This window comes from Pigmentiphaga sp. (assembly GCF_019689535.1).
GTDB lineage: Bacteria > Pseudomonadota > Gammaproteobacteria > Burkholderiales > Burkholderiaceae_B > Pigmentiphaga.
The window spans coordinates 1-11,521 of the sequence record NZ_JADGHH010000110.1 but is presented as its reverse complement, the minus strand read 5'-3'; the positions used below and the strand labels follow the sequence as shown (position 1 = coordinate 11,521).

Here is an 11,521-nt window from a genome sequence, read left to right as displayed (position 1 = left end):
CGAAACCGGTGAGCCTTTTGCCCGCCAGCTCCACCGGCAGCTGGTGGTCCGTGGCTTGGCGCGGGAGTCGGCGGGCGGGATGGGGACGGTACGCTACCTGGCCAGTGGGGCGGCTGGCGAGGCGGCGCGTCGCATCGCGAGGCTGAGTGGGCAGGCCGTCGAGGTGCGGCAGCTGCCGCCCGCCTACTGCTGAGGTGTCCGAGCGTCGGGGAGGCGACTAGGGATTTTCCGGTCCAGCTGGGCTCGATGGGGTATTCTCACGCCTCTGTGCCGATGGTCGACCCGACTCCGGCAGGCCTCGTGCCGCGTTTCCAGGAAATCCACAGGAGCCTCCATGTCGCTCGAACAGCATTACACCTCCATACTCGAACAGCTCGGCGAGGATCCGCATCGCGAGGGCCTGAGGGATACGCCCAAGCGCGCCGCCAAGGCCATGCGATATCTTTGCCAAGGCTATACGCAGAACCTGGAGGATATCGTCAACGGCGCGCTGTTCTCGTCCGACACGAACGAGATGGTGTTGGTCAAGAATATCGAGCTCTACTCGCTATGCGAACACCATTTGTTGCCGTTCATCGGCAAGGCGCACGTGGCGTATCTGCCGAACGGCAAGGTGCTGGGGCTTTCCAAGGTCGCCCGCATCGTAGACATGTTCGCCCGCCGGCTGCAGATCCAGGAAAACCTGTGCTTGCAGATCGCCGAGGCCATGCAGAAGGTGACGGACGCCCATGGCGTGGCGGTGGTCATCGAGGCGCAGCATATGTGCATGATGATGCGTGGCGTGGAAAAGCAGAACTCTTCCATGGTTAGCTCGGTCATGCTTGGCGCGTTCCGCGACAATGCCGCGACCCGCGCGGAGTTCCTGGGCCTTATTCGTTGAGGCCTCCCACTCGCGTCCCACGCCTGGCGTCGTGGTTGTCCGGGGAGCCGCCCCGGCGCAGGCTGCGCACCGCGAGAAGGCGGGGATGCACCGATGATGGGATAATGCCGGCCTGAGCCACCGGGAGCGGATGGCCTGGCCCGGTCTTTGCTTGAGCTTTCGTAGTGGTTTACCCCAGTCGCGCCCCCAAAATCGAGGCGCTATATTTTTTCTCTTGTTTCGTAGATGAGATGAAGTTTCGTATTTAAGACGTTGACCGCGCTAAGGCGGGATGGTTTGATACACCATCTTAAGGCCGTGGCGGCTTCGCGTTTCGGCGGTCGTCCATCCCCCGGAGCCGTCGTCGAATAGATGCTTCCTCGATCAATACAGGCCCCGCAACATGAATGAAATCGAGTTCCGCAAGGTTGGCAAGCGATTCCTGGACCGGCAGACGGGGCAACCCCGTGCCGCGGTTACCGACGTCAACCTGACCGTCCGCAGCGGCGAGGTCGTCTCTATCATCGGCCCCTCGGGCTGCGGCAAGAGCACGCTGTTGAACATGGGTGCCGGGCTGTACCTCCCGAGCGAGGGAGAGGTCTATGTGGGCGGGGAGCGCGTGACCAAGCCGGTGCGCAAGGTCGCCTTCATGCTGCAGAAAGACCTGCTCATGCCCTGGCGCACGATACGCGCCAACGTTGAATTGGGATTGGAGATCGAGGGCGTTGCGCCCCGCGAACGCAAGGCCGTGGCAGACGAGCTCCTGGCCAAGTGCCACCTGAAGGGGTTCGAGGAACACTATCCGTATCAATTGTCCGGGGGCATGCGCCAGCGCGCCGCCCTGGCGCGCACCTTGGCGGTCGATCCGCAGGTGCTGCTGCTGGACGAGCCGTTCTCGGCGCTCGATGCCCAGACCAAGATGGTCTTGCAGCAAGACTTGGCGAAGATGCTCTACGAAAAGCGCAAGACGGCGCTTTTCATTACCCACGACCTGGTGGAGGCCATCGCGCTGTCCGATCGACTGCTGGTCATGAGCGAGCGTCCTGGCACCATCATCGAGGAAATCATCGTCGACCTGCCTTTGCGGGACAATCCGCTGGAGCGGCGCAAGCTTCCTGAAATCGGCCCGCTCCAGGGCCGCCTGATGGAGCTGCTGAAGGTGGGCAAAGAGTCCGCCGAACTGCACTGAATCCGTTCATCTTCATCAACGCACGTTGCGCCCGTGGCGCTTTCACATAGGAAGCCTTATGAAAAAAGCTCTGGTCTCCTTCAGCTTCAAACTGGCTGCCATTGCCGCGGCCGCCGCTACGCCATTCGTCGCCCATGCGGCGCCGGAAGAAATCAACTATCTGCTGCCGGCTCCGCCCACGCTGCCCGCATTTGCCCCCTGGATGGTGGCACAGCAGCGCGGTTACTACGCCGATGAAAACATCAAGGTCAACTTCGTGCTTGGCAAGGGCGGCGTGGACGTGGCCAAGCAGATCGGTGCCGGCAACGCCGTGATCGGTGGCGCCATCGGAGATACGCCCATCATCGTCCGTGCCAACGGCGTGCCGGTGAAGGCCGTCGCGGTGCTCGGTGCAGGTTCGCTGTCTTCGCTCGCCGTCAAGAAAGATGGCCCGATCAAGTCGGTCTCCGACCTCAAGGGCAAGACCGTGACCGTGATCTCGTATAGCGACACCACGTATTACGCGCTGCTGGGCACGCTCAAGAAATACAACTTGTCCAAGAGCGACGTGTCGATCCAGGCAGCCGGTCCGGCGGGCGTATGGCAATTGTTCGCCGCGGGCAAGGCCGAAGGCATGGCCGCAACGCCCGATTGGCTGGTCGACGCGGACGAGGCGACCAATGGCAACGTCGAGTACCTGAAGATCGACAGGCCGTTCAACAGCATGGCGCAAGCCATCCTGGCTTCGGACGAGACCATCAAGAAGAACCCCGACCTGATCAAGCGACTGGTGCGCGCGACGCTGCGCGGCATGCAGGACGTGATGAAAGATCCCAAGAGCGCGGCTGCAACCTATGCCCAGGCGGCGCCGGCCTTCAAGGGCAAGGAGGAAAAGCTCGAGCGCATCCTGCGCCTGTACAACCAGTACGTGTACGCCGACCAGAAGGTGCTCGGCCAAATGGATGCCGCGCGCCTTGCCGAGGTCCAGAAGTTCTACGTTTCGGAAGGCATCGTCTCCAAGGCCACGCCTTTGTCCGATCTTTATACGAACCAGTTCGTCGGGGTTGATCGGTAATGTCGGTTTCGGTATCCAACGAAGCTGCGTCGGAGGCGCGCCATGCCGCGCCGCCGGCGCGTTCGCTTTTCTCGGGCAAGGTCGCCACGGTCAGCGGCAGCGTGCTGGTCCTCCTGGGCTTCCTGGCCATCTGGGAGTGGGGGCCGGGCCTGCTGAACATGCCTGAATTCATCCTGCCGCGCTTTAGCCGCGTGGTCCAGGAGTTCGGGCATATGTGGCAGAACAGCGACCTGCTGATGCACAGCGGCATCACCGCGTTCGAGGTCATCGTCGGCTTCATCCTCGGCGCGCTGCTGGGGCTGGTGGTGGGCGTGGTGCTCGGCCTTTCCCCGAGGACGGAGTCCATTCTTTCGCCCTACATCCTGGCGCTACAGATCGCGCCCAAGGTAGCGTTTGCGCCCCTGTTCGTCATGTGGCTCGGCTACACCATTTATCCGAAGATCCTGGTCGCGATCCTGATCGTCTTCTTCCCGGTCATGATCAATGTGCTGTCAGCCGTGCGCACCGTGGATCCTGACATGGTGAACCTGGTCCGGACCCTCAACGCTGGCCGGTGGCAGATTTTCCGCCTGGTCGAGTTTCCGTCGGCGTTGCCGGCACTGTTTTCGGGCCTGCGGATCGCATCGACGCTGGCAGTCATCGGCGTGACCGTGGGCGAACTCGTGGGCGGTAACCTGGGGCTGGGCTTCTTGCTGGTCGATGGGGAAGGGCAAGGCAATACCGCTGCCGTGTTCGTCACCATCGCCATGCTGACGCTGATCGGCATCATTGCCTACGCAGGCGTCGTTTGGGCGGAAAAACGCGTCCTTCATTATTTGCCTCGCGCATCGACCACCACGGTCTGAGCGCAGGTCATGGGAGCAACGTTGGATTCAAGCAATATCAGTAATCTCTTGCAGGGCCGTCGCGTCCTGGTAACCGGGGCAGCACGGGGGTTGGGCTACGAGTTCGCCGTCCGGCTGTGCGAGGCCGGTGCGAAAGTGGTGATGGCCGACATCCTGGCCGACACGCTGAAGAAATCGGTCGAAACGCTGCAGGCGCGCGGGTTTTCGGTGCACGGCATTGAGGTAGACCTTGCCGATCCGGCCTCGATCGAGCGGTGCGCCGCCGAGGCAGCCCAAGTGTTCAGCGGCCTGGACGGCCTGGTCAACAATGCCGCCATCACGAATTCGGGTGGGCGCAGTGCCCACGAGCTGGACATCGAGGTATGGGACCGGGTCATGCAGGTCAACGTGCGCGGCACGTGGCTCATGTCGGTCGCCTGTCACGCCGCGCTGAAAGCCTCGGGGCGGGGTGCGATCGTCAACCTTGCATCCGACACCGCGCTGTGGGGCGCCCCCAACCTGCTCGCCTACGTGGCGAGCAAGGGCGCCGTGATCTCGATGACTCGCTCGCTCGCCCGCGAATTCGGCGTCGACAACATCACCGTCAACGCCATCGCGCCGGGACTCACCCTGGTCGAAGCGACCGAGTACGTGCCGGAGTCCCGGCACCGGTTGTATCACGATCAACGCGCGATCAGCCGGGAGCAGGTGCCGGATGACGTGAGCGGCTCCGTCTTGTTCGCCTTGTCGGACCTCGCCCGGTTCGTGACGGGACAGCTGTTGCCGGTCAACGGCGGATTCGTGATGAATTGAAAAAAAAGCGGCGGTGTGACCGGCCTCGCATTCCCGGGCCGGTATCATTTCGTCCCGCAAGCAACGAGTGAATGAGTCGGTCACACATGAGCAAAGGGAACGTATCGGAAGCCGCACAGGAGAAGTATCTGGTCCCAGCACTGGAGCGCGGGCTGCTTTTGCTGGGCCAGTTCAACCACCGGGACCGGAGGCTTTCGGCGCCTGAGTTGGCTCGTCGGTTGAACCTGCCTCGCTCCACCGTGTTCCGCTTGCTGATGACGCTGGAGTCCATGGGGTTCGTGGAGCGGGCCGAGGGTGGGCACGACTACCGCCTGGGGCTCGCTGTCTTGCGCCTGGGGTTCGAGTATCTTGCCTCGCTCGAGCTCACGGAGCTCGGTACGCCGCTGCTCGAGCGCCTGCGCGGGGAAATCGGGTTCTCGTGCAACCTGGTGGTGCGCGATGGGCGCTCGATCGTCTATGTGGCTAAGTCATCTGCCCCGACCCCTTTCACCAGTTCGGTCCACGTCGGGACGCGGCTGCCGGCCCATGCGACCGTGCTCGGTCGCATCCTGCTCGAGGACTTGACGCTGGAGGAGCTGCGCGAGCTTTTTCCCGAGGAAGAGCTGGAGGTGTTTTCGTCAAGCACGCCGCGCACGGTCAAGCAGCTCTATGAGATGGTGCAAAAGGATCGCGAGCGCGGCTACGTGCTCGAAGAAGCATTCTTCGAGGCGCGGGTATCCAGCGTTGCCGCGCCGGTGCGCGACGCGAGCGGCCGCATCGTGGCTGCATTGGGCGCCACGATACCCTCGTCCCGCTTCGATCCGGAGCGCATCGACGAGCTGGTGACCAAAGTGCGCAGCACGGCCATGGAGCTGTCCAGGCTACTGAATTATTCGCCCGAGAAAATGCAGGCCATGGGCAAGGTTGCCAACCTGTGACGTGCGGGGCGGCGCAATATCTGGCGCCGGCGCGATGACGTGCGTGCGCTCGGGCCGCCTCATGGGCAAGGGGAGTTGCGCGTGACGGCAACGACATTTTCCGCTGCAGTCATCGGCGCCGGCCCTGCCGGGCTGATGGCGGCGGAGGTGCTCGCCCGTGCAGGTGTCCCGGTCGACGTCTACGATGCCATGCCGTCGGCTGGACGCAAGTTTTTGCTGGCCGGCATAGGCGGCCTAAACATCACTCACTCGGAACCCCCGGAACGGTTTTTATCGCGGTATGGCGAGCGTGCCCACGTGCTTGCGCCCATGCTTTCGGCCTTTGGCGCCGCACAGGTGCGGGAGTGGGCTGCCGGGCTGGGCATCGAGACTTTCGTCGGGTCATCGGGCCGCGTTTTTCCCAAGGAAATGAAGGCCGCGCCCTTGCTGCGTGCCTGGCTGCATCGGTTGCGCGGGCAGGGGGTGCGGCTGCACATGCGCCATCGCTGGTGCGGCTGGCGAGATGAAGGCCTGCTGTTCGATACGCCCGGCGGCCCCCTCGTGCATCGCCATGCCGCCACCGTACTGGCATTGGGCGGGGCGAGCTGGCCGCGCCTGGGTTCGGACGCGGCGTGGGTGCCGTGGCTTGCCGAGCGCGGCGTGGCCATCGCGCCGCTGGCGCCAGCCAATTGCGGTTTCGAGGTCGATTGGAGCGAGCATTTCCGCCAGCGCTTCGCCGGCCACCCGGTGCAGGCGGTGGCGCTCTCGCTGGGCGAAGGGCCCGGGCAGGCATGGCACCGGCGGGGAGAGTTCGTCGTTTCAGAATACGGCCTGGAAGGGAGCCTGGTCTATGCCGCCTCGGCCATGCTGCGCGACGCGATCGCCCGGCACGGGAGCGTCAACGTTACGCTCGATTTGACGCCGGGAATGAGCCTGGAGCGCGTCGCCGAGGAACTCGCCTGGCCTCGCGGCAGCAAATCCATGGCCAACCACCTGCGTGCGCGCGTCCGTGTCGACGGGGTCAAGGCGGGCTTGTTGCGCGAGGTGGTTCCCGCCGCCGATTTTCACCAGCCCGCGCGCCTGGCGCGCTGGATAAAGTCCCTGCCGCTGACGTTGCGCGCGCCGCGGCCGATCGAGGAAGCCATTAGTACCGCGGGGGGCGTGGCCTTCTCCGAACTCGATGAGCATGGCATGCTCAAGCGCCTTCCAGGCGTGTTCTGCGCCGGCGAAATGCTGGATTGGGAAGCGCCGACGGGAGGCTATCTGCTGACGGCCTGCCTGGCGAGCGGCCATTGGGCGGGGCAGGGCGCGGCCCGGTGGCTGGCCGCGGGCCACGGCGCTCCAGCGGGCTCGCCCGCTTGACCTTCCCATTGCGGCAAGGGTGATACTGTGCGAGATCTCATGAGGAGTCTCGTTATGCTGCAATTCCAGGTACAAGGCATGAGCTGCGCGCACTGCGTCAAGGCCGTGACGCAGGCCGTCCAATCCGCATATCCCGATGCCCGCGTGGAGGTTGACCTCGATTCGGGGCGTGTCCGCGTCGAGCGTGCCGATGATGCCGCGCGCGTAGCCCGCTTGATCCAGGAGGCAGGCTATACGGTGTCGGAGTCGGAAACGCTGGGCTGAGCGCCGAACAGGGCAAGTTGCCCGTCGGGCGCTCCGAGCCGCACGCCGACGCCCATCAGCCGCACGGGCCGCGGATTGCGGTGAAACGCGGTGGCGAGGAGAATCCGGTATTGCTCTTCGTCGAGGGAGGTGCCCAGCCCTTCGGCCGTGGTGCGGGAGAAATCCGAAAACCGCAATTTGACGAACACCTTTTGGATGCGATGCTGGGCGTCGGCGCGCCGCACGCGCGCGTCGAGCTGGTCCAGCATTCCGCGCAGCAGCGCCTGGCAGGCGTCCAGGGACGTCAGGTCGGTGGCAAACGTCTGTTCCACGCTGACCGACTTGCGCTCGCGCGTGGGCGAGACCTCCCTGTTATCGATGCCGCGGCACAAATCATATAAGCGCTCGCCGAAACTGCCGAAGTGCTCGCGCAGCTTCTCCAGCTCCCATGTACGCAGGTCGGCGCACGTCTCGACGCCGAGCGCCTTGAGTCGTGCGCCGGTGACCTTGCCTACGCCGTGCAGTTTCGAGACCGGCAGCGCGGCCACGAATGCGTCGACGTCCTGCGGAGGCACGACGAACAGGCCGTCCGGCTTATTCCAATCGCTGGCGATCTTGGCCACGAATTTGTTGGGCGCAACGCCGGCCGACACGGTGATGCCCACGGTCTCTTTCACGCGGCGGCGGATCTCTTCCGCGATCAGCGTGGCGCTGCCGCGCAGTTTGTCGGTGCCGGTGACGTCGAGATAGGCCTCGTCCAGCGACAGGGGCTCTACCAGGGCGGTGTAGTCCCGGTAGATCGCCATGATCTGCGCCGACGCGGCGCGATACTTCTCCATCGCGGGCGGAAGGATCAGCAGGTCCGGACATAGCCTCAGCGCACGCGCCGACGACATGGCAGAGTGGATGCCGTACTTGCGTGCTTCGTAATTGCAGGTGGCCACGACGCCCCGCGTTTCGGGGCGGCCGCCGACCGCCAGCGGGCGGCCGCGCAGGCTCGGGTCGTCGCGCATTTCGATCGACGCGTAAAAGCAGTCGCAGTCGCAATGAATGATCTTGCGCATGAGAGCGGAAAACCCGGGTACGCGCTCCTACAGCAGACTCAGCTTCGCGTACCGGTAGAAACTGCCGGCAGCGGCCGTCGCAGCCAACAGGAACCCGTGGCGACCATCGAGGAATCCGCGCTTGAAGACGTATAGGCGCACGAAGGTCCACAGTCCATGTCCGATCGCCGTGCCTATCGAGGCGCGCCGGCCGCGGGCGTGCAGGGCGCGGGCGCTGTCGGTGGAGTAGCGGTTCATCTTCGCGACGGCCGTGTCCAGGTCTGGGTAGGTGTAATGGATCAGGTGGGGCTCGAGATGGCCGATGCTGCCCGTAGCAACCAGTTTTTCGTGCACCAGGTCGTCGCTGAAGCGCGCGCTGCCGCGGCGGAACAGGCGCAATACCCGATCGGGCCACCAGCCGCTGTGGCGGATGAAACGCCCGCAAAAGCTCGAGAGGCGGGGCATGTCGTAGGCGTCGTGTTCCGGCTGGCGCAATACCTGCGCGATGGCGCCGGCCAGTTCCGGCGTCACGCGCTCGTCGGCATCGAGGGACAGCACCCAGTCGCCGGTCGCCAAATCCAGCGCCCGATTCTTCTGGGGACCGAAGCCGGGCCAGTCCGGCGCGACGGTCACGCGAGCGCCATGCCTGCGCGCAATCTCCACCGTGTCGTCGTCGCTGCCCGAGTCGAGCACGATGATTTCATCGGCAAAGCGCACCGACTCCAGGCAGTCGGCAATGTTGCTGGCCTCGTTGCGGGTGATGATGATGACGGACAAGCGCATGGCGCGGCAAAGCAGTGTGGTGAGACCGCCATTACAGCACGGCCGAGCCCGGAAACGGCTCGCAACGGGGCGGGCTTTGCGTGTGGGAGCGGGCCCAGATTTAGGGTAAAATCTAAGTCTTTGATTTTTCTGGACTATTGATACGCATCAAGTGAGTTGCGGCATTGGTGGTCCGCCCACCATGACAGATACAGCGGCATTAGGGCCCAGTTCTTTTGCCGATTTCGGCCTGCACCCCGACATACTCAAGGCAGTCGTCGCCACCGGGTACACCACTCCTACGCCTATCCAGGCGCAAGCGATACCGGTGGTCATTACCGGTCGCGACGTGATGGGCGCAGCGCAAACCGGAACCGGAAAAACTGCGGCGTTCACCCTACCCATACTCCATCGGCTCATGCCTTTGGCCAACACGAGCGCGTCGCCGGCACGCCATCCGGTGCGGGCGCTCATCTTGACGCCCACGCGCGAATTGGCCGACCAGGTCGCGGAGAACGTCAAGCGCTACAGCCAGTTCACGCCGTTGCGTTCGGCGGTGGTGTTCGGCGGGGTCGACATCGGTCCCCAGAAGGACGAATTGCGGCGCGGCTGCGAAGTGCTCATCGCAACGCCGGGGCGCTTGCTCGACCACGTGGAGCAGAGAACGGTCAACCTTGGCCAAGTCGGCATGCTGGTGCTGGACGAGGCCGACCGGATGCTCGACATGGGGTTTCTGCCCGACCTCGAGCGCATCATCAGGCTGCTGCCCCAGCAGCGGCAGACGCTCCTTTTTTCGGCCACGTTTAGCAACGATATCCGCAAGCTGGCGCGGTCGTATCTGAACTACCCCGTCGAAATCGAGGTGGCCGCCCGCAACGCGACGGCCGACACCGTCACCCAGGTGGCCTATAAGCTGGGCAGCGATGCCAAGCGCGCGGCGGTGGTGCATTTGGTCAAGTCGCGCGGCCTCAAGCAGGTCATCGTGTTCTCGAACACCAAGATCGGCACGGCCCGGCTGGCGCGCGAACTCGAGCGCGACGGCGTGCGCGCCGAGTCCATCCACGGCGACAAGTCGCAGGCAGATCGCATGAAGGCCCTGGAGGCCTTCAAGTCCGGCGAGCTGGAAGTGCTGGTCGCGACCGACGTTGCAGCGCGCGGCCTGGACGTGGCAGGCGTGCCTTGCGTCATCAATTACGACTTGCCCTACAACGCCGAGGATTACGTGCACCGCATCGGCCGCACGGGGCGTGCAGGGGCCTCGGGTGAAGCGATCTCTCTCTTCACGGACGACGAAGAGCGTTTCCTGCTCGAGATCGAAAAACTGATCAAGCGGCAGATTCCGCGGGGTCGCCTGGACTTGCCCGCATCGGTGCTTGCGTCATCCTCGCGCAGGGAGCGTCCCGCGCGTGGTGCCGGCGGCCGGGGCGAGCGTTATCGTCACCAGGTGCAGGCGGCGCCGGTCGACGATTTCTTCTATCGTCCCTACGAGCCGCCGGCCGATCCCGCGCCGTCCAAGCCCGAAGCGGGCGCTACGCCGTCGCGTGCGACCACCAAGCGGCCCTTGGCCGTGCTCCTGGGCGGGCCGGGCAGGAAGAACACCTCGTCGTCCTAACGGCGTTACGCCGGAAATTTTTCGATTTGCCACCGCCGCGCCCAGCGGCGGGTCGCCTCGGCGAGAAACGCCGTCACGTCGGCTGCCTGGAACGGCTCGAACTGCAAATGGCGCCATGCGGCCTCCAGCGCCGCCAGGGGGCGGGCGGCGTCAATGGCAGCGGCGCCAGTTTGTTTCGACAGTTTCTGACCTTCCGCGTTGACCACGATGGGTACGTGCATCCAGCGGGGGTTGGGTAGCTGCAGCATGTCCTGCAGGATTTTCTGCCTCGGTGTCGAACCGAGCAGGTCGGCTCCGCGGACGACGTCGGTGATGCCTTGTGCGGCGTCGTCCACGACCACGGCCAGTTGATACGCCCACATGCCGTCGGCCCGGAAGAGCACGAAATCGCCGACTTCGGATTCCACGTTTTGTTCCACGAGCCCCGCCCATCGGTCCACGATGCGCGTGCGCCCTTGCGGTACGCGCAGGCGCCAAGCTCGCGCCGGACGGCCGTTCAAACCGTTGCGGCACGTGCCAGGGTAGGGCAGCTCGCCAGAGGGCAAGCGGCCGCGCAGGTTCAGGATGGAGTCCGCGATTTCTTTCCGGGTGCAAGCGCACGGGTAGGCGGCGCCGGCTTGTCGAAGCGTATCGAACGCTTCGCGGTAAGCAGCGTGGCGCGAGGACTGGTACAGGACGTCTCCGTCCCAGGCCAGGCCCATGGCCTGTAATTGCTGCAGGATGGTGCGGTCCGCGCCTTCCACCACCCGCGGCGCGTCGAGGTCTTCGATGCGCACCAGCCAGCGGCCGCCGTGCGCACGCGCGTCGAGGTAGCTGGCCAGCGCGGCGACCAGGGAGCCCTGGTGCAGGGGGCCGGTGGGGCTA

12 protein-coding genes and 1 pseudogene are annotated in these 11,521 nt (G+C 64.7%); 10 read left to right on the top strand and 3 right to left on the bottom strand.

What is annotated here, in order from left to right; genetic code table 11:
• From IRZ12_RS10905 to IRZ12_RS10865, 9 genes and pseudogenes are all read left to right on the top strand, one after another.
• Positions 1–193: pseudogene (locus IRZ12_RS10905) on the top strand (glutamate racemase); the annotation flags it as partial.
• Positions 194–334: 141 nt separating this feature from the next.
• Positions 335–880, top strand: a complete 546-nt coding sequence (gene folE / locus IRZ12_RS10900) for a GTP cyclohydrolase I FolE (protein WP_296468277.1) — start codon at positions 335–337, stop codon at positions 878–880.
• Positions 881–1,262: 382 nt separating this feature from the next.
• Positions 1,263–2,048, top strand: coding sequence for an ABC transporter ATP-binding protein (locus tag IRZ12_RS10895; protein WP_296468275.1), 786 nt, complete (start codon positions 1,263–1,265; stop codon positions 2,046–2,048).
• Positions 2,049–2,106: 58 nt separating this feature from the next.
• Complete coding sequence (locus tag IRZ12_RS10890) at positions 2,107–3,102, top strand: ABC transporter substrate-binding protein (RefSeq protein ID WP_296468273.1); 996 nt, start codon at positions 2,107–2,109, stop codon at positions 3,100–3,102.
• Positions 3,102–3,947, top strand: a complete 846-nt coding sequence (locus IRZ12_RS10885) for an ABC transporter permease (protein ID WP_296468271.1) — start codon at positions 3,102–3,104, stop codon at positions 3,945–3,947. The genes IRZ12_RS10890 and IRZ12_RS10885 overlap by 1 nt, the downstream gene beginning before the upstream one ends.
• Positions 3,948–3,956: 9 nt before the next feature.
• On the top strand, positions 3,957–4,739 hold the full coding sequence (locus IRZ12_RS10880) for an SDR family oxidoreductase (RefSeq protein WP_296468269.1): 783 nt from the start codon (positions 3,957–3,959) through the stop codon (positions 4,737–4,739).
• Positions 4,740–4,825: 86 nt separating this feature from the next.
• Entirely contained in the window at positions 4,826–5,656 is an 831-nt protein-coding gene (locus IRZ12_RS10875) for an IclR family transcriptional regulator (RefSeq protein WP_296468266.1), read from the top strand.
• 81 nt (positions 5,657–5,737) lie between these two features.
• Positions 5,738–6,997, top strand: a complete 1,260-nt coding sequence (locus IRZ12_RS10870; protein WP_296468264.1) for a TIGR03862 family flavoprotein — start codon at positions 5,738–5,740, stop codon at positions 6,995–6,997.
• Between the two features lie 39 nt (positions 6,998–7,036).
• A complete protein-coding gene (locus IRZ12_RS10865) occupies positions 7,037–7,261 on the top strand; it encodes a heavy-metal-associated domain-containing protein (protein WP_296468263.1) in 225 nt (74 codons plus the stop codon).
• Here IRZ12_RS10865 and dinB read toward each other — a convergent pair.
• Positions 7,228–8,304 (bottom strand): DNA polymerase IV, encoded by a 1,077-nt coding sequence (dinB, locus tag IRZ12_RS10860; RefSeq protein WP_296468261.1) that lies wholly within the window; start codon positions 8,302–8,304, stop codon positions 7,228–7,230. The two genes, IRZ12_RS10865 and dinB, sit on opposite strands and share 34 nt — an antisense overlap.
• A gap of 27 nt (positions 8,305–8,331) precedes the next feature.
• The gene (locus IRZ12_RS10855; RefSeq protein WP_296468259.1) at positions 8,332–9,066 is read right to left on the bottom strand and encodes a glycosyltransferase family 2 protein; all 735 of its coding nucleotides are present in this window, start codon (positions 9,064–9,066) and stop codon (positions 8,332–8,334) included.
• Positions 9,067–9,247: 181 nt separating this feature from the next.
• On the opposite strand from IRZ12_RS10855, the gene IRZ12_RS10850 reads away from it, so the two are divergent.
• The gene (locus IRZ12_RS10850; protein WP_296468257.1) at positions 9,248–10,657 is read left to right on the top strand and encodes a DEAD/DEAH box helicase; all 1,410 of its coding nucleotides are present in this window, start codon (positions 9,248–9,250) and stop codon (positions 10,655–10,657) included.
• A 5-nt stretch (positions 10,658–10,662) separates the two neighbouring features.
• On the opposite strand, the gene gluQRS is transcribed toward IRZ12_RS10850, so the two are convergent.
• Positions 10,663–11,521 (bottom strand): tRNA glutamyl-Q(34) synthetase GluQRS (gene gluQRS, locus IRZ12_RS10845; RefSeq protein ID WP_296468256.1); only part of this gene is annotated, 859 nt, incomplete at its 5' end.

What these genes read in the sequence shown, in the direction of transcription:
- IRZ12_RS10890 (WP_296468273.1), top strand. Translation starts at nt 2,107, where the DNA reads ATGAAAAAAGCTCTGGTCTCCTTCAGCTTCAAACTGGCTGCCATTGCC.
- dinB (WP_296468261.1), bottom strand. Translation starts at nt 8,304, where the DNA reads ATGCGCAAGATCATTCATTGCGACTGCGACTGCTTTTACGCGTCGATC.
- IRZ12_RS10850 (WP_296468257.1), top strand. Translation starts at nt 9,248, where the DNA reads ATGACAGATACAGCGGCATTAGGGCCCAGTTCTTTTGCCGATTTCGGC.
- IRZ12_RS10855 (WP_296468259.1), bottom strand. Translation starts at nt 9,066, where the DNA reads ATGCGCTTGTCCGTCATCATCATCACCCGCAACGAGGCCAGCAACATT.
- IRZ12_RS10880 (WP_296468269.1), top strand. Translation starts at nt 3,957, where the DNA reads ATGGGAGCAACGTTGGATTCAAGCAATATCAGTAATCTCTTGCAGGGC.
- IRZ12_RS10885 (WP_296468271.1), top strand. Translation starts at nt 3,102, where the DNA reads ATGTCGGTTTCGGTATCCAACGAAGCTGCGTCGGAGGCGCGCCATGCC.
- IRZ12_RS10895 (WP_296468275.1), top strand. Translation starts at nt 1,263, where the DNA reads ATGAATGAAATCGAGTTCCGCAAGGTTGGCAAGCGATTCCTGGACCGG.
- IRZ12_RS10875 (WP_296468266.1), top strand. Translation starts at nt 4,826, where the DNA reads ATGAGCAAAGGGAACGTATCGGAAGCCGCACAGGAGAAGTATCTGGTC.
- IRZ12_RS10865 (WP_296468263.1), top strand. Translation starts at nt 7,037, where the DNA reads ATGAGGAGTCTCGTTATGCTGCAATTCCAGGTACAAGGCATGAGCTGC.
- folE (WP_296468277.1), top strand. Translation starts at nt 335, where the DNA reads ATGTCGCTCGAACAGCATTACACCTCCATACTCGAACAGCTCGGCGAG.